15 protein-coding genes are annotated in these 16,003 nt (G+C 69.1%); 8 read left to right on the plus strand and 7 right to left on the minus strand.

The window, feature by feature from the left end; genetic code table 11:
• Window positions 1-828: bile acid:sodium symporter family protein (locus WC493_RS01045; RefSeq protein WP_373061601.1), on the plus strand; the 828-nt coding region annotated here is incomplete at its 5' end.
• On the opposite strand, the gene WC493_RS01050 is transcribed toward WC493_RS01045, so the two are convergent.
• From WC493_RS01050 to WC493_RS01060, 3 genes are all read right to left on the minus strand, one after another.
• Complete coding sequence (locus tag WC493_RS01050) at window positions 825-1,670, minus strand: urea carboxylase-associated family protein (protein WP_373061603.1); 846 nt, start codon at window positions 1,668-1,670, stop codon at window positions 825-827. The genes WC493_RS01045 and WC493_RS01050 overlap by 4 nt on opposite strands.
• A gap of 70 nt (window positions 1,671-1,740) precedes the next feature.
• Window positions 1,741-2,280, minus strand: a complete 540-nt coding sequence (locus tag WC493_RS01055; protein ID WP_373061605.1) for a hypothetical protein — start codon at window positions 2,278-2,280, stop codon at window positions 1,741-1,743.
• A 122-nt stretch (window positions 2,281-2,402) separates the two neighbouring features.
• Window positions 2,403-5,882: an indolepyruvate ferredoxin oxidoreductase family protein gene (locus WC493_RS01060; protein WP_373061607.1), complete on the minus strand. Its 3,480-nt coding sequence runs from the start codon at window positions 5,880-5,882 to the stop codon at window positions 2,403-2,405.
• 122 nt (window positions 5,883-6,004) lie between these two features.
• On the opposite strand from WC493_RS01060, the gene WC493_RS01065 reads away from it, so the two are divergent.
• Window positions 6,005-6,355, plus strand: a complete 351-nt coding sequence (locus tag WC493_RS01065; RefSeq protein WP_373061609.1) for a RidA family protein — start codon at window positions 6,005-6,007, stop codon at window positions 6,353-6,355.
• A gap of 13 nt (window positions 6,356-6,368) precedes the next feature.
• Here WC493_RS01065 and gcvA read toward each other — a convergent pair whose 3' ends face one another.
• Window positions 6,369-7,256: a transcriptional regulator GcvA gene (gene gcvA / locus WC493_RS01070; protein WP_373061611.1), complete on the minus strand. Its 888-nt coding sequence runs from the start codon at window positions 7,254-7,256 to the stop codon at window positions 6,369-6,371.
• Window positions 7,257-7,369: 113 nt separating this feature from the next.
• Here gcvA and WC493_RS01075 point away from each other — a divergent pair, with 113 nt between their 5' ends.
• A complete protein-coding gene (locus WC493_RS01075) occupies window positions 7,370-7,621 on the plus strand; it encodes a hypothetical protein (RefSeq protein WP_373061613.1) in 252 nt (83 codons plus the stop codon).
• On the opposite strand, the gene WC493_RS01080 is transcribed toward WC493_RS01075, so the two are convergent.
• Both WC493_RS01080 and WC493_RS01085 read right to left on the minus strand, forming a co-directional pair.
• Window positions 7,587-8,975 carry a sensor histidine kinase gene (locus WC493_RS01080; protein WP_373061615.1) on the minus strand — a complete coding sequence of 463 codons (1,389 nt, stop codon included), beginning with the start codon at window positions 8,973-8,975 and terminating at the stop codon, window positions 7,587-7,589. The genes WC493_RS01075 and WC493_RS01080 overlap by 35 nt on opposite strands.
• Window positions 8,975-9,649 carry a response regulator transcription factor gene (locus WC493_RS01085; protein WP_373061617.1) on the minus strand — a complete coding sequence of 225 codons (675 nt, stop codon included), beginning with the start codon at window positions 9,647-9,649 and terminating at the stop codon, window positions 8,975-8,977. Before WC493_RS01085 ends, WC493_RS01080 begins: the two co-directional genes overlap by 1 nt.
• Before the next feature lie 112 nt (window positions 9,650-9,761).
• Between WC493_RS01085 and WC493_RS01090 the strand changes: the two genes are divergently transcribed.
• Both WC493_RS01090 and WC493_RS01095 read left to right on the plus strand, forming a co-directional pair.
• Window positions 9,762-10,034 (plus strand): PepSY domain-containing protein, encoded by a 273-nt coding sequence (locus WC493_RS01090; protein WP_373061619.1) that lies wholly within the window; start codon window positions 9,762-9,764, stop codon window positions 10,032-10,034.
• A gap of 129 nt (window positions 10,035-10,163) precedes the next feature.
• On the plus strand, window positions 10,164-10,691 hold the full coding sequence (locus WC493_RS01095) for a cytochrome b/b6 domain-containing protein (RefSeq protein ID WP_373061622.1): 528 nt from the start codon (window positions 10,164-10,166) through the stop codon (window positions 10,689-10,691).
• A 6-nt stretch (window positions 10,692-10,697) separates the two neighbouring features.
• On the opposite strand, the gene WC493_RS01100 is transcribed toward WC493_RS01095, so the two are convergent.
• Window positions 10,698-11,285 carry an EF-hand domain-containing protein gene (locus WC493_RS01100; RefSeq protein WP_373061624.1) on the minus strand — a complete coding sequence of 196 codons (588 nt, stop codon included), beginning with the start codon at window positions 11,283-11,285 and terminating at the stop codon, window positions 10,698-10,700.
• Window positions 11,286-11,540: 255 nt separating this feature from the next.
• On the opposite strand from WC493_RS01100, the gene nosP reads away from it, so the two are divergent.
• Genes nosP through WC493_RS01115 form a run of 3 tightly spaced genes read left to right on the plus strand, consistent with a single transcriptional unit; the run spans window position 11,541 to window position 15,972 of the window.
• Window positions 11,541-12,713 carry a nitric oxide-sensing protein NosP gene (gene nosP, locus WC493_RS01105; RefSeq protein ID WP_373061628.1) on the plus strand — a complete coding sequence of 391 codons (1,173 nt, stop codon included), beginning with the start codon at window positions 11,541-11,543 and terminating at the stop codon, window positions 12,711-12,713.
• On the plus strand, window positions 12,710-15,298 hold the full coding sequence (locus WC493_RS01110) for a NahK/ErcS family hybrid sensor histidine kinase/response regulator (protein WP_373061630.1): 2,589 nt from the start codon (window positions 12,710-12,712) through the stop codon (window positions 15,296-15,298). The genes nosP and WC493_RS01110 overlap by 4 nt, the downstream gene beginning before the upstream one ends.
• An 11-nt stretch (window positions 15,299-15,309) precedes the next feature.
• Window positions 15,310-15,972, plus strand: a complete 663-nt coding sequence (locus WC493_RS01115; RefSeq protein WP_373061632.1) for a response regulator — start codon at window positions 15,310-15,312, stop codon at window positions 15,970-15,972.
• The last annotated feature ends 31 nt before the right edge of the window (window positions 15,973-16,003 follow it).

Below are 16,003 nucleotides of genomic sequence, written 5' to 3' on the forward strand. Positions count from 1 at the left end.
CTGTCGCTGGCGCCCGAGAAGATGCGCGCCGGCCTGATGCAGTGGCGGCTCCACTTGGTCGTCGTGCTCGGCACTTTCGTGCTCTTCCCGCTCGTCGTGCTCGCCGCAGGGCCGGTCGTCCGGCCGCTGCTGCCGCCGGAAGTCTGGATCGGCTTCTTCTATATCGCGGCTCTGCCGTCGACCGTGTCGTCCTCGGTCGCGATGACCTCGATCGCCAAGGGCAATGTCCCGGGCGCCCTGTTCAACGCCAGCCTGTCCAGCCTGATCGGCGTCTTCGCGACGCCCGCCCTGATGGCCTGGTTCCTGGCCCGCTCCGGCGCGCCCAGCCTGCCGCTCGGCCAGGTCATCCTGAAGGTCGTGCTCCTGGTGCTGGTGCCGACCCTGCTCGGCCAATTGCTGCACAAGCCGCTACGCGCCTGGGCGCATCGCCATGCCAAGGCGATCAAGATCCTCGACCGGGCGGTGATCCTGTCGATCGTCTACAATTCCTTCTCGGATTCCGTCGCCGAAGGGATCTGGAGCGCCCATGACCCGCTGCTCCTGGTCGAGATCGCGGTGGGTGCCGTCGCCCTCTTCGCCGTGGTCTACGGCCTCCTCATGATCCCGTGCCGCCTCCTCGGCTTCAACCGGGAGGATCGGATCGCCGCCCTCTTCTGCGGCTCGAAGAAATCGCTGGCCACCGGGGTGCCGCTCGCCGGCGTGATCTTCGGGGTGACACCGGCGCTCGGCCTGATCATTGCCCCGATCATGCTCTACCACTTCCTGCAGCTCGTGATCGTCTCGGTGATCGCCAACCACTACGGCGCCCAAGTGCCGGCGAAGGCTTAAGCTTCCCAGGCCCCCTTCGGCGGCGTCAGACCGTGGTTGCCGCGATAGGCGGCCACGGGCGGCGGGGCCCAGCCCTCCAGCACCGCGGGGTCGAGGCGCCAGACCTCGATCCCGAGCGGACGGCAGACGTCGATCGGATCGCGCGCCTCCGGCCCCCACAGCGGCACCGAGAGGTCGCCGCCCGGACAGGTCGAAAGGGCGCAGAGCAGGTCGATCTCGGCGAAGATCTCCAGGAAGTCGCCCGGTTTCGCCGGGCAGTCGCGCATGAAATATTTGTCGTCCTGGTTGAGCCCCGTGCATTGGAAGACGTTCAGCACGTCGTGCACGTCGAATTCGGTGAGCCCATGGGGCAGCACCGCCCGGCACAGGTTGGAATGGCAGTGGAAGTGGAAATCCTCGCCCGTCAGCAGCCGGTTCACGTAAGGATCGCAGCGCGTGCCCAGGAGGTCGTGCACCCGCCCGCCATATTCGTCGACGCCGTAGCCGGCGAGCGAATCTGCCGTGATCGTCGCCAGCGGGCGGAGATAGGGCAGGCAGGACCACAGGCGGTCGAAAGTGGTGACATGGGCGGCCTGGAGCTGGCGCGTGCGCGCGGCCCAGAAACGCTCGCGCGGGTTTTCCGCGTTCCAGATGTTGAGGTCGCCGACCTGCGGCCCGCTGGTCGTGACGATGCGGCAGACGTGGCCCGCCGGCACCTTCCAGGCCCGACCGGTGCGGACCCCGATCTCGAAGCTCTCGACCATCTCGCGGCCCGGCGCCTCGGCCACGCGGCGGTAGAAGTCGCGGTCGACGGCGAGGGCGGAACCCTTGCCGGCCTGATAGGCGGCGGGAAAATTGCGCATGGGGCACCTGTCTGCCGGGCTGGGGCGCCAGAATGGTGCCACCGCACCGGCCGTTCAAGCGCCCGTGCGCTCAGAACTGGAGGCCGGGCATCAGGCCGAGGATCGCGATCTGGTCGACCGAGAGCAGCGTATAGGGGATCTGGTCGAGCTCGTCGCCCTTGATCGCCTTCTTCAGGTCGGGTTTCAGCGATTTCAGGATGTCCTCGGGCGATCCCGACATCATGACCTTGCCGGCCTTGACGTTGTTCACGAATTGCACGCCGTCGATCACCTTGGCCGCCTTGCCCCAGAACGTCTTGTAGTTGCTGGACTCGTCCATCACCGTCACCTTGACGTCGAGCAGGTCGACGGCGGCGGCGCGGGCCAGATTGTCCGGCGTGGTCGGCCAGGAGAAGGGAATGGCGAAGCAGCCGGCGACGAGCTTCCGCGAGGCCACCTTGACCTTGGTGTCGAAGGGCCAGGAGCCGACCTTCTGCTCGATCATCGGCACCGAATATTGAACCAGGATGCCGTTGCTGTCGCCGCCCCGGATGCTGCTCAGCGAGACGTCGCCCGACATCGGGTCGCCCACCGAATTGGTCACCGAACCCAAAATGATACCGCGCGCCATGGTGCCCTCCATCGCTGAATCAGCCGAATTGTCGAAAGGCCGCCGGCACCGCCGGTCGGTATCGTCATCCTATCGATCGTTCGTGCACGGTCAGTGACGGCAGTCACGCGACGGGGCGGCGATCACTCCGCCGCGCGTGCCAGGGTACCGGGCGGGTCACCGCCGCGGAAGTCGGCCAGCAGGCGGGTCCGCGCCGCCGCCGCTTCGGCCAGCGCCGCCGCCTTGACCGGGCCGAAGCCGCGAATCCTGGCCGGCAGCGCCATGAGCGCCACGGCGGTGCCATGGTTCGCGGGCGACAGGTCGCGGGCGATCTCGACCGCGAGCGCCAGGTAATCGTTCCGCCAGGCCCGCTCGGCTCGCCGTTCGGCGGTGCGCCCGAACGGGTCGAGGGCGGTGCCGCGCAGGAACTTCAAATGTCTCAGCAGGCCGAGGGCGCGGAACATCCAGGGGCCGAAGGCATGTTTCGCCGGCCGTCCCGTCGCCGGGTCCAGGCGCGCGGTGAGCGGCGGCGCCAGGTGAAGCGAGACGCGGGCACCGGGCCCGAACATGCCGGCGATCTGGCGGGCGAAGGCGCCGTCCGCCTGGAGCCGGGCGACTTCGTATTCGTCCTTATAGGCCATCAGGCGGAACAACCCGTCGGCCGCCGCTCGCGCCAGTTCCTCCCGGCCCGGGACGAGCAGCGTCTCGGCCGCGCGGAGCGCATCGACCGCGGCCCGGTAGCGGGCGGCATAGGCGGCGTCCTGATAGCGGGTCAGTTCGGCGACGCGGCGGGTCACGAATTCGTCCAGCGTGGCCGACAGGCGGTGATGCGCGGGCAGTGCCGCGCCCTCGACCGAACGGGCCGCGCCTTCGACGGATGCGGGATCGACCACGAACAGGCGGCCCCAGCGGAAGGCCCGCGTATTCTCGGCCGCGGCTGTCCTGTTCAGGGCGATCGCCGCTTCTATGGACGCAGGGGCGAGCGGCAGCAGGCCCTGCTGGCAGGCGATGCCGAGCAGGAACAGATTGGTCGCCAGGGCATCGCCCGAAAGCTCGGTCGCCATCCGGCTGGCGTCGACCGCGGTGACCGGGGCGGTGCCGCAGGCATCGGCGATCTGGCGGAGCAGGGCGGCCAGGGGCAGGCGCACTTCGGCGTCATGGGTGAATTCGGCGATCGAGCCTTCGTGGCTGTTGACCACGGCGGCGGTATGGTCCTGGCGCATGCGGAGCCGGGCGTCGACCCCCGCCGCCACCACGACGTCGCAGCCGAGGATCAGGTCGGCGCCGTCGGGCGGCAGGCGCACGGCGGCGATGTCGGCGGGTGTCCGGGCGATACGCAGGTGGCTGGTCACCGCGCCGCCCTTCTGGGCGAGGCCGGTCTGGTCCAGCACGCTCGCCGCCAGCCCTTCGAGATGGGCCGCCATGGCGACCAGGGCACCCAGCGTGACGATGCCGGTACCGCCGATGCCGAGGGCGAGCCCGGCCCAGGGCAGGGGGGCGCGGGCCGGTGTGGGCAGGCGGCCGGTATCGGGCAGGTCGCCGCCTTTCGGATGCGGTGTCTTCAGGGCGGCGCCGTCGACCGTCACCATGGCCGGGCAGAAGCCCTTCAGGCAGGAATAATCCTTGTTGCAGGACGCCTGGTCGATCTGGCGCTTGCGGCCGAATTCGGTCTCCACCGGCACGATCGAGAGGCAGTTCGACTGTTTGCCGCAGTCGCCGCAGCCCTCGCACACCGCCTCGTTGATGACGACGCGGCGCAAGGGATCGGCCAATTGGCCGCGTTTCCGCCGCCGCCGCTTCTCGGCGGCACAGGCCTGGTCGTAGATCAGCGCGGTAACACCCGGGATCTCGCGCAGTTCGCGCTGCACGGCATCCAGCGCCGAACGGTCGTGGAAGGTCACGCCGGGCGGGAAGTCGGCCGGCTTGTGACGGCTCACGTCTTCCGCCACCAGGGCGATCCGCTGTACCCCCTCGGCGCGCACCTGGGCCGCGATGATGGCGGGGGAGAGCGGGCCGTCGTGATGCTGGCCGCCGGTCATGGCGACGGCATCGTTGTACAGGATCTTGTAGGTGATCGGCACCTTGGCCGCGACGGCGGCACGGAGCGCGAGCAGGCCCGAATGGAAATAGGTGCCGTCGCCCAGGTTCTGGAAGATGTGCTTCGTCTCGACGAAGGGCGCCATGCCGATCCAATTGGCCCCTTCGCCGCCCATATGGGTGAAGGTTTCGGTCGAACGGTCCATCCAGGTCGCCATGTAGTGGCAGCCGATGCCGGCATGGGCATGGCTGCCCGCAGGCACCACGGTCGAGGTGTTGTGCGGGCAGCCGGAGCAGAAATAGGGGGTCCGCTTGGCCGGCGCCGGTTCGGGCAGGTTGCGCCCGGCGATCCGCGCCGCGGTCGAATCCCAGGCCCCGTCGCCGGTCAGCGCGGCCAGGCGGCGGGCCAGCGCCGCGGCTACTTCGGCGGGCGAAATCTCGTCGTGCGATTTCAGCAGGACGCGACCCTCGAGGTCGTGCTTGCCGGTGACGCGCGGGGTGGCACGGCCGTAGAGCAGGGCCTTGACCTGATCCTCGATCAGCGGCCGCTTCTCCTCCACCACCAGGATCTCCTCGAGGCCTTCGGCGAATTCGGCCAGGCCCTGGGGTTCCAGCGGCCAGACCAGCGCCACCTTGTAGATCGCGATGCCGAGTTCGACCCGCCGGCCCGCGTCGAGGCCGAGCATGCGGAAGGCTTCCAGCAGGTCGCCGCAAGCCTTGCCCGCGGTGACGATGCCGAGACGGGCACCCGCCGGCCGCTCCACCGTGCGGTTCAGCCGGTTGGCCCGGGCGAAGGCGAGCACGGCCGGCAGCTTGGCCAGATGCAGGCGGGCTTCCTGGGCTTGCGCCGTGTCGGGCCAGCGGATGTGCAGCCCGTCGGGCGGCGGGGTGAAATCGGCCGGGGTGACGAAGCCGGGATAAGCGGGGGCGGCCTCGATCGTCGCCGAGGTGTCGGCGATCTCGGCGATCAGCTTGAGCGCCGCCCAGGTTCCCGAAAAGCGCGACAGGGCGATGCCGGCGAGACCCAGATCGATGATCTCGGCCAAGCTGGCGGGGGCCAGCACGGGGATCATGGCATCGACGAAGGCATATTCGGTCTGATGCGCGGTGGTCGACGATTTGCAGGTATGGTCGTCGCCGGCGATCGCCAGCACGCCGCCCCGGGGCGCGGTACCGGCCAGATTGGCGTGCTTGAAGACGTCGCCCGTGCGGTCGACCCCGGGGCCCTTGCCGTACCAGAGGCCGAAGACGCCGTCGACCGTCGGTGTCTTGCCGAGGGCGATCTGCTGCGTGCCCCAGATCGCGGTCGCCGCCAGGTCCTCGTTCACGCCCGGCTGGAAATGGATCTTCTCGGCATCGAGCCACGCCTTGGCCCGGCCGAGTTCGAGGTCGAAACCGCCGAGCGGCGAGCCGCGGTAGCCCGAGACGAAGCCCGCGGTGTCGAGCCCGGCTTCCACGTCGCGGCGATGCTGTTCGAGCGCCAGGCGCACCAGCGCCTGCATGCCGTTCAGATAGATGCGGCCGTCCCGCCGCCGGTATTTGTCGTCCAGGGTGACGGCGGATGGAACAGTGGCGCCATCGGCCATGGTCGTGCCTCCCGCGTCTGCTTCTTCTTGCCCCTTGGAGAGTCATATTGGCACATCGGGCCCCCTGGACAAGGCGGCGCGGTCGCGGCACAAGGCGCAGGTCCAACGCAAGGGGTTGCATCATGACCATCGAACGCCTCGATCCCGGCCCGCGCATGTCGCAGGGCGTCGCCTATGGCTCGCTCGTCTATCTCGCCGGCCAGGTGGCCGAGACCAAGGCCGGTTCCTCGGTGACCGAGCAGACGCACGAGATTCTGGGCCAGATCGACGCCCTGCTGGCCCGCGCCGGCACCGACAAGACCAAGATCCTCTCGGCCAACATCTATCTGGCCGACATCGGCACCTTCGGCGAGATGAACAAGGTCTGGGAAGCCTGGGTCGTGCCCGGCCAGACGCCGGCCCGCGCCACCATCGAAGCCAAGCTGGCGGCGCCCCAATACACGGTCGAGATCCAGGTCGTCGCGGCCCGCTGACCGTCCCGCCTGATCAGACGAGCGCGGTGGCCTCGAAGGCCGCCGCCTCGGCCTCCAGCCAGGCGCGGAAACGACTGATCGCCGGCTCGTCTCGCCGCTCCGGCAGGGTCACCGTCCAATAGGAGAAGACCCGCGGCACCTGGACGTCGAACAGGCGGACCAGGCGCCCGGTGGCGAGGTCGGAGGCGGCGAGCACGCTGCGCGCCAAGGCGATCGCCCCGCCGCCCGCGACGAGATCCAGCAGCACGGCCGAATCCTGGATCGCGGTGCCGAATTTCAGGGTCTTGATGTCGACCCCGGCCGCCTTGCACCACATTTCCCAATCGTCGAAGGAATCGCGCAGCAGCGTGTAGCGGCGGAGATCGTCCAAGGTCTTCGGCAGGCCCCCGGCAAGGCGGGGGGAGGCGACCAGGTAGAGGTCCTCGCTCATCAGGAAGCGGGTGTCGAGCCCGGGATAGGCGCCGCGCCCGGCCCGGACCGCGAGGTCGATGCCGTCGCGCCGGAGGTCGGCCAGTTGCCGGCTGGTCTGCAGGTTCAGCACGATCTCGGGATGCGCTTCGTGAAACCGCTCCAGCCGCGGCACCAGCCAGCGCGCCGCGAAAGAGGTGAGCACCGAGACGGTGAGCGAGCCGGCGGCCTGGCGGCGCACCGACTGCATCGCCTGGTCGATCTGGCCGAAGGCCGCGGTCAGCGTGCCGGCCAGATGCTGCCCTGCCTCCGACAGGACGACGCCGCGGCCCCGGCGCAGGAACAGCGCGGTGCCCATCAGGGCTTCGAGCGCCCGCACCTGATGGCTGATCGCGCCATGGGTGAGATGCAGTTCCTCCGCCGCCCGGGTCAGGGAGAGATGGCGCGCGGCCGCCTCGAAGGCGCGCAGGGAATTCAGCGGCAGGCGGTCCATGGCACGCCCAATCTGTCAATTTGATTCACAGGTTAGGTCAATGCTTCTGCTTTGTCCAGGCACTGAAACTCTCGGAAAATTGGGCATCTGAAGCGAATGGACGGAGCTTCGAAATGTTCAATCAAGTTCACAGTATCGCGCGCCCGACGATCATTGCCGCGCTGCGCCGCCTGGGCCATGGCCTGGGCGCCGCCCGTGCCCGGTGGCAGGCCCGGCGGGACCACCGCCGGGCCATGGCCCTCCTGCTCGGTGCCGATCAGGCCCTGCTCGCGGACATCGGGCTCGACCGTGCCACGGTGCTCGGCCACTACCTCGATCCGGATCTGGCCCTCAGGCCAGACCAGGAGCGACGGCCGCGGGGCTGATGGGCAGGATCATGCGGAAGATGGCGCCGCCGCCCTCGCGGTTCAGCGCGTCGCAGCGCCCGTTGTGGCGGCGCGCCACGGCGGCGACGGTGGCGAGGCCGAGGCCGGCGTGGCCGGATCCGCTGGGCGCCGTGGTGACGAAGGGGCTGAACAGGTCGTCCGGCTGGCCGGTCGGCAGGCCGGGGCCGCGGTCGCGGACTTCGAGCACGACGGTGTCGACCCCGCTCTCGAGGGCGATCTCGATCGTGCTGCCGACCGGGGCGAAGCGCAGCGCGTTGGAGATCATGTTGCGCAGGGCCTCGGCGATGCCGGCCTCGTCGCCGCCGAAGGGCAGGGCGCCATCGGTACCGTCATAGGCGATCTCGCGCCCGGCGGCGATGACCATCGGGGCTAGTTCGGCGACCACGCTGCGCGTGGTCATGGCGAGATCGAAGAGCTGGCGGCGGATCGCACCACTGTCGAAGCGGGCGGAGGACAGAAGGCGCTCGATCAGGCGGCCGACGCGGTCGACGTCCGCCGCCAGCCGATCGCGCGTCTCGCCCGGCGTCATGCCGTCGATCCGTGCGCGGAGCACGGCGACCGGCGTCTTCAACTCGTGGGCGGCATCGGCCAGGAAGCGCCGTTCGTGGTCGAAGGCGGCGGCGCTGCGGGCCATGGCGTCGTTGACCGCGGTGACCAGGGGGCGGATTTCGCGCGGCACCGCCTGCACGTCGAGGCGGGTTTCGCCCCGGGTGGGATCGAGATGGCGGAGCGCCTGCACGGTTTCTGCGATCGGGGTCGTGGCCTGCCGGACCGCGAGCCAGACGAAGACCAGCGACGCGGCCAGCGCCGGCAGCACCGAGGGCAGGATCTCGCCCAGGATTTCGTCGCCGAGCCAGGCCAGAAGGTCGACGGCCGGCCTGCTGAGGCGTCCCACGATGACCCTGACCGGACGATCTTCGACCGACATGGTGGTCGCCACGCCTTCGATCTCGCGGCCGCTGGGAGTGGCGACGGTGAACAGGCTCTCGCGCCATTCGTGCAGCCAGGCATTGCCGAGCTGGCTGGCCAGTTCGCTGTCGGAGCCCAGCATCAGTTCGTCGTTCTGGGGATCGAGGACGATATAGGCGATGTCGGGGTTGGCCGCCCGCGAGACGCGCCAGGTGGAGACCGAAGGATCGACGGTGAGATGGCCGTCGGGTGTCACGGTCAGCGCATCGGCCAAGTCCGAGGCCAGGCGGTGCAGCGATTCGGTCACTTGATTCCGGCGGTCGGCGTAGCCCGAGACGGTGAAGCCCACGATGATGCCGGCGAGCGCGATCACGCTGGCAGCGACCAGCGAGCGGGTGATCTGACTGCTCAGGCTGCGGACCATCAGGCTTTCTCGTTCAGGACATAGCCGACGCCGCGGACGGTGACGATCTCGGCTGCCGCCCCGGCTTCGATCAGACGCCGGCGCAGGCGCGAGACCACGGCCTCCAATGCGTTGGGCTCGACCGCGTCGTCGAGGCCGTAGAGCGTGTCCAGCGCCGCTTCCTTCTGCACGACTCGGCCGGCCCGGCGCAGCAGGACTTCGAGCAGGGCGCGTTCGCGCCGGGGCAGCACCAGGGGCGTGCCGGCGACGGCGGCTTCCCCATTGGTGGCGTCATAGGTGAGATTGCCGAGGCTCAGGCGGGGCGTCAGGCTGTCGCGCGGACGGCGCAACAGGGCGTGCAGCCGCGCCACCAGCTCGGACTGCGCGAAGGGTTTGCCCATATAGTCGTCCGCCCCGGCGTTGAGGCCCATGACCCGGTCTTCGATCTGGTTGCGCGCCGTCAGCGCCAGGATGGGCAGTCCGGGGTGCAGGCGGTGCAGCAGGGGCACCAGGCTCAGGCCCTCGCCATCGGGCAGCCGGCGGTCGATCACCGCGGCGTCGAAGCGTCCCGCCTTGGCCAGGGCGGCGGCATCGGCGACGGAGCCGGCGAGATCGACGGCAAAGCCGTCGCGGCGCAGGTTTTCCGCCACCATGGGGCCGAGGTCGGCATCGTCTTCGACCAGCAGAATGCGCATTTTCCCACCCCGCTCCCTGCCTGTCAGGCAGGCGTCAGCATTTGGCGCCATTATCGGTCTATCGCCGGTGGTGCCTCTCTCCCCGCCGGTGAAGCGTACCGAGGAGTTCCTCATGCGTCATCCGGCAAGAGCCGCGTTCCTCGCTCTTGCTCTTCTGTCGCTCGGCGCAGGCAGCGTATCCGCCGCCGACCTGTGCAGCGGCTCGGGCACGCAGAAGCCAGAAGCCGAGGTCCGGGCGACGATCGAAGGGCGAGGGTATCAGATCAGGTCTCTGGGCAGCCTGGACGGTTGCTACGAGATCAAGGGAACCGACTCGGACGGCAAGAAGGTCGAGCTATACGTCAACCCGTGGACCGGTGAGGTGGTGAAGACCAAGACCTATTGATCTGCCTCGATAGAATTGGCATCCGGTGACTGCCCCTTCCGGATGCTATGCGCGGCCCCCACATCCGCCCCCTGCCCTACCCGGCGGGTGCGGGGGCCGCCACTCTTTTTTTTGTGGATGAGAGCGTTCATGAGCGACGGCACGCCTCGCGAGGTGACGGTCTGGGATCCCCTGGTCCGTCTGTTCCACTGGTCCCTTGTTTCCGCCATGGCGATCGTCTGGCTCGACGAGGACGGCGAGATCCTGCACCGCGTCGCCGGCTACGCCGCCCTGGGCCTGGTCGGCTTCCGCCTGATCTGGGGCCTGATCGGGCCGCGCCATGCCCGCTTCATCGACTTCCTGCAGCCGCCCGGTTTCGCCCTCCGTTACCTGATCGCGGAATTTCAGGGGCGCGGCCGGCGCTATCTCGGACACAATCCGGCCGGCGGCATCATGGTCGTCGTGCTGATGGCTCTGATCGCGGCGACGGCCGTCACGGGCTGGATGTCGGTCACCGACGCGTTCTTCGGCGACTATTCGGTGATCGAGGCACATAAGATCCTGTCGAACGTCCTGCTCGGCTGCATCGGCCTGCATCTGGCGGGCGTCGCCTTCGCCAGCCTGCGCCATGGTGAAAACCTGGTGCGGGCCATGGTCACCGGACGCAAGCGCGGCTGAGTCCGCTCAAGGACAGCCGGCGGCCACTTCCTCGAGCGACAGCTTGCCGTCGCCATTGCTGTCGAGCTTGGCGCCGCGCTCGGTCAACTTGGCAACGAATTCGTCCTGGGTGACGCGAAAGTCGGCATTGGAATCGGCCGCCATGACCGGATCGACCGTGATCGGGGTCAGCAGGTAGCGGCGCAGTTCCGGGTCCTGCATCGGTGTGCCACCCGGCGTCTTGACCGGCGGCTTGTCGGGCGGCTGGGGTGCTGCCAGGGCGCCCAGATATTCCTTGGGGAAGACCGAATTCCGGTAGTTGGTCAGCTCGACCGGCGTCACCACGCCGTCTCCGTTGGCATCGGCCGCCTTGAAATACTGCAGCCCGTCCGCCTTGGCCTCGGCCAGATCGACGAAACCGTCCTTGTTGCGGTCGGCTCGCTCGAACCAGCGGGCCTGGGCCTGGCGGCAACTGTCCTCGGGGTGGGCGACCAGATATTCGCCGGTCAGGGCCGCGGGCGGGCCTGCCTGGTAATGCAGCGGCGGCTTGCCGCAACCGCCGAGCGCGGCCAGGGCGAGCAGAATCGTGGGTGCTCTTTTCGTGTACGCGTGCATGACCGCCCCGTTTTCTCCCTTTGGGGGCGGATCCTAGAGCCGATTGCCGATTCAGAGAATCGGCAATCGGCTCAAATGTCTTTGAATAGCGCGGTTTCTTGCGGCAAGCCGGTTTCCACTTTGCCGGAAACCGCGCTGGGGGTGGGGCACGGCATGCCCGTGCCGACCATCGGGACGGCGATAGAACTTTCGATCACTAGACGGCTTCAGGCCCCGGGCGCCATGATCGGCGCCGTACCGACGGGAGATCACGCGATGGAGGCAGGCACGAGGGCCGCCGCGGCAGCGCCAGGAGGCGAGGCGATCCGCCGCGCCACCAGCGATGCCACCGCGGTCGGCCTCGCCGTGGCCGAGGTCGCGGCGGCGCTGGGGCCCGCGCCGGTCGCCCTGCTGCTGCTCTTCTGTTCGCCCGCCCACGACTTGGCCGAGATCGCGGTCGGCCTGGGGGCCACCTGGCCCGGCGTCCATGTCGTCGGCTGTACCACGGCGGGCGAGATCACGCCCTTCGGCTATCGCACGGGCACGGTCACCGCGATCGCCTTTTCGGCCGATCGTTTCCGCGCCACTCCCCGCCTGATCGAGAATCTCTCGGCCTTCAGTTTCGAGGACGGGCGCGGCCTGGTGCATGAGATGCGCCGCCGCCACGAGGACGGGGGCCCGATGGTCGGCGGGACCTTCGCCCTCCTGGTCTCCGACGGTCTCTCGATGAGCGAGGAGCGGGTGGTCTCCATCCTCGGCGACGCCCTGGGGCCGATCCCCCTGGTCGGCGGCTCGGCCGGGGACGACCTCATGTTCCGCGAGACCAAGGTGGTGCTGGACGGTGCCACGCGGCGCGATGCGGCAATCGTCACCCTGATCTCGACCGACCTGCCCTTCCAGCTCTTCCAGTCGCAGCATTTCGTCGCCTCCAGCGAAAAGCTGGTGGTGACCAGGGCCGATCCGTCGCGCCGCCGGGTGGCCGAAATCAACGCCGAGCCGGCCGCCGCCGAATACGCCCGCCTGGTCGGCATCTGCGAGGCCGACCTCTCTCCCGCCGTCTTCGCCGCCCATCCGCTGGTGGTGCGGGCGGCCGGGCGCGATTATGTCCGCTCGATCCAGCGCGTGCATCCGGACGGCAGCCTGTCCTTCTTCTGCGCGATCGACGAGGGGCTGGTGCTGGCGGTCGCCCGCTCGGTCGACCTCGTTGCGACCTTGAACGACACCTTCGACGGGCTGAAGCGGGCGGTCGGCCCGCTCGAAGCCGTGCTCGGCTTCGATTGCGTGTTCCGCTACCTCGAAATGGAACAGCGCCAACTGCTCGGCACCGTCTCCAACCTCTTCGCCGAGAACCGGGTGACCGGCTTTTCCACCTATGGCGAACAATTCGGCATGATGCATGTGAACCAGACCTTCACCGGCATCGCCTTCGGCCGGGGCGGCGAGCCATGAGCGAGAGCCGCCGCATCGCCGACCTCGAACGCCGGATCGCCAAGCTGACCGAGATCAACCGTGCCTTGATGGGGCGGGTCGAGCGCAGCCTGGACTTCCACGCCAATGCCTTCTCGCTCTTCGAATCGGCGATCCACCTCGACCGCAAGGTGAATGAGCGGACCCACGAGCTGACCGAGGCGATGCGCTCGCTCGAACGCACCAACAACGACCTTTCGGCCGCCATGATGGCCAGCCAGACGGCACAGAACCGCCTGCACGACGCGATCAATTCGATGTCGGAAGGCTTCGCCCTGTTCGACCGCGACGACCGGCTGATCCTGTTCAACCAGAAATTCCTCGACTATTGGCCGTCGCAGCGCGAGCGGATCCGGGCCGGTATCACCTATCATGACCTGCTGACCCAGAGCTTCCGGGCGGGCGACATCGCCATGGCCGGGGATCTCGCGGCCGACTGGATCCGCAGCCGCCTCGTGGAGCGGAGCGAAGTCCGGGCCGGTGTCGCCGCACGCTCGATCCATGCGCTTCGCGACGGCCGTTGGGTCCAGATGAACGACCGCCTGTCGGCCGAGGGCGGCATCGCCTCGGTGCTGACCGACATCACCGACCTGAAGCGGGCCGAGACGGAGGAGCGGGAACAGGCCCTGGCCGAACGCTCCCTCCACCTCCAGGCGACGATCGAGAGCATGTCGCTCGGCGTCGCGGTGTTCGACGCCAAGGGCATGCTGGTCCATGCCAACGAGCGTTTCCGGCGCCTGCTCGACCTGCCGCCGGTGCTCGCCATGCCGGGCTCCACCTTCGAGGAATTCCGCCGCTTCAATCGGCGCCGCGGGGCCGACGCCCTGATCCCCGAGGCTGGGGCCGCCGACGAGCGGGCTTGGCAGGGCCGCTGGTTCGCGGTCAAGCGCGACCGTATGCCGGACGGCGGCTTCGTCTGTTCTTTCGAGGACGTGACGACCCGGAAGGAGGCCGAACTGGCGCTCCGCGACAGCGAACGCCGCATCCGCCTGGTGACCGACGCCATGCCGGCGATGATCTGCTATGTCGATGCGGCCCAGGTCTATCGCTTCACCAACCGGCCCTACCGCGAGACTTTCGCCAATGGCCTGGATCCGGTCGGCCGCCCGGTGGGCGAGGTGCTGACACCCAGCGAATATGCCGCGCGCCGGGGCCGCATGGCGGAAGCCCTGGCCGGGCGTTTCACCACTTTCGAGCTGGACCTGCCCGACCGGGGCCGCTTCGGCATCGCCACCTATGTCCCCCATATCGCCGACGACGGCAGCGTGATCGGCTTCTTCACCCTGATCCAGGACGTGACCGAACGGCGCCGTGCCGAACGCCTGCTGGCCGAGGCGAACGAGATGCTGGAGCGCCGCGTCGCCGAACGGACGGCGAGCCTGGTCACCCTGAACCACACGCTGCGCAGCGAGATCGCGGAACGCGAGCGCGTCTCGGCCGAACTCGAACAGGCCAAGCAGGAGGCGGAGCGGGCCAATCTGTCCAAGACCAAATTCCTGGCTGACGCCAGCCACGACCTCTTGCAGCCGCTCAATGCCGCCCGCCTCTTCGTCGCCTCGCTGGCCGACCAGCCGCTCTCCACCCAAGGTGCCGTGCTGGCCCGCAAGCTGGACAATTCCCTGACCGCGGTGGAGGAATTGCTGGCGACTCTGCTGGACATATCCAAATTCGACGCCGGCCGCGTCACGGTCGAGGAGAAGGTGGTCGCCCTCGGCCCGCTGCTGGCCGGCCTCGTGGAAGAGATGGGGCCGCTCGCCCGCGCCCGGGGGATCGAGCTTCGGGTGGTCGCCCCCGGCGTCGCGGTCAGGACCGATCCGCGGCTGCTTCGCCGGATCCTGCAGAACCTGATTTCAAACGCGATCCGCTACACCCGGCAGGGCCGCATCCTGGTCGGCGGGCGGCGGCGCGGGGGCACCATCCGGCTCGACGTCTGCGATACCGGGATCGGCATTCCGCCCGACCGGCTGGAAGACATCTTCGAGGAATTCCGCCGCCTGGATCAGCCGGACGGCACCACGATGGGCTTCGGCCTGGGGCTTTCCATCGTGCGCCGCATCGCCCGCCTGCTGGGGCATCGGATCGCCGTCCGCTCGGCGCCCGGGCGGGGCTCGGTCTTCTCGGTCGAGCTGCCGGTCACCCGCGCCGTTCCGGCCGAACCGGCGCCTCTGCCCATGCCCTTCCTGGTGCCGGCCTCGCGCGCCGGCACCCGGGTCCTGGTGATCGACAACGAGCAGGCGATCCTGGACGGCATGCGTGCCCTGCTCGAAGGCTGGTCCTTCGACGTCATGGTGGCGCGGGGCATGCGCGATGCCGTGGCCGCGGCCGGCCGCCGCACGCCGGACATCGTGCTGGCCGATTATCATCTCGATCGGGGCGAGACGGGGATCCAGGCGATCGGCGCCCTTCGCGCCCGCCTGGGCGGTGCGGTGCCGGCAGCCCTGCTGACCGCCGACCGCAGCCCCGAACTGCAACAGAATGTGGCCGGGCTGGAGCGTTGCGGGCTCCTCTACAAACCGGTCAAGCCGGCGAAACTGCGGGCCTTGATGACCGCGCTGCTCGACGGCTAGGGAGGAACGGCATGCTGCGTGTCCTGATCGCCGACGACCACCCGCTGTTCCGCGAGGCGTTGCAGGGCGCCGTATTGGCGGTCCGGGCCGATGCGCTGGTGGTGGAGGCGGCCAATCTGCCGGGCGTGCTCGACCTCGTGCGGGACGAGGATGATTTCGATCTCGCCCTGCTCGACCTCCGCATGCCGGGGATGGACGGGCTGGCGGGCCTGATCGCGCTGCGCAAGGCGCGGCCCGAGCTGCCGGTGGTGATCGTCTCCGGCCTCGCCGACGAGGATACGGTGGCGCGCTGCCTGTCCTGCGGCGCGGCCGGCTATATCCCGAAATCCCTGGGGCGCGAGCGGATCCGCCAGGCGATCGAGCTGGTGCTGGCCGGCGGCATCTTCACGCCCGACCGCGCCCATGTCGCCGCCGCCGCCAATCCGGTGCCCAAGGGCCGCGTCTCCGGCGAGCCCTTCGCCAAGATCGGCACGCTCACGCCGCAGCAGATGCGGGTGCTCGAACTCCTGGGCGAGGGCAGGCTGAACAAGGAGATCGGCCATATCCTCTCGGTCTCGGAGACGACGGTGAAGGCCCATGTCTCGGCCGTGCTGCACAAACTCGGCGTTGCCAGCCGGACCCAGGCGGTGCTGGCGCTGCGGCGCATGAAGGAATTGCACGACCGGGGCGAATGAGGCGATCCTGCCCCGGCCACAGAGGCGGGAG

Source organism: Zavarzinia sp. (genome assembly GCF_041650655.1).
Taxonomy (GTDB): Bacteria; Pseudomonadota; Alphaproteobacteria; order Zavarziniales; family Zavarziniaceae; genus Zavarzinia.

Bases quoted from the DNA above. Each gene is read 5' to 3' on its own strand.
- WC493_RS01115 (WP_373061632.1), top strand. From the start codon at position 15,310: ATGCTGCGTGTCCTGATCGCCGACGACCACCCGCTGTTCCGCGAGGCG.
- WC493_RS01090 (WP_373061619.1), top strand. From the start codon at position 9,762: ATGCGTCATCCGGCAAGAGCCGCGTTCCTCGCTCTTGCTCTTCTGTCG.
- WC493_RS01055 (WP_373061605.1), bottom strand. From the start codon at position 2,280: ATGGCGCGCGGTATCATTTTGGGTTCGGTGACCAATTCGGTGGGCGAC.
- WC493_RS01110 (WP_373061630.1), top strand. From the start codon at position 12,710: ATGAGCGAGAGCCGCCGCATCGCCGACCTCGAACGCCGGATCGCCAAG.
- WC493_RS01075 (WP_373061613.1), top strand. From the start codon at position 7,370: ATGTTCAATCAAGTTCACAGTATCGCGCGCCCGACGATCATTGCCGCG.
- WC493_RS01060 (WP_373061607.1), bottom strand. From the start codon at position 5,882: ATGGCCGATGGCGCCACTGTTCCATCCGCCGTCACCCTGGACGACAAA.
- WC493_RS01065 (WP_373061609.1), top strand. From the start codon at position 6,005: ATGACCATCGAACGCCTCGATCCCGGCCCGCGCATGTCGCAGGGCGTC.
- gcvA (WP_373061611.1), bottom strand. From the start codon at position 7,256: ATGGACCGCCTGCCGCTGAATTCCCTGCGCGCCTTCGAGGCGGCCGCG.
- WC493_RS01100 (WP_373061624.1), bottom strand. From the start codon at position 11,285: ATGCACGCGTACACGAAAAGAGCACCCACGATTCTGCTCGCCCTGGCC.
- WC493_RS01050 (WP_373061603.1), bottom strand. From the start codon at position 1,670: ATGCGCAATTTTCCCGCCGCCTATCAGGCCGGCAAGGGTTCCGCCCTC.
- nosP (WP_373061628.1), top strand. From the start codon at position 11,541: ATGGAGGCAGGCACGAGGGCCGCCGCGGCAGCGCCAGGAGGCGAGGCG.
- WC493_RS01095 (WP_373061622.1), top strand. From the start codon at position 10,164: ATGAGCGACGGCACGCCTCGCGAGGTGACGGTCTGGGATCCCCTGGTC.
- WC493_RS01085 (WP_373061617.1), bottom strand. From the start codon at position 9,649: ATGCGCATTCTGCTGGTCGAAGACGATGCCGACCTCGGCCCCATGGTG.
- WC493_RS01080 (WP_373061615.1), bottom strand. From the start codon at position 8,975: ATGGTCCGCAGCCTGAGCAGTCAGATCACCCGCTCGCTGGTCGCTGCC.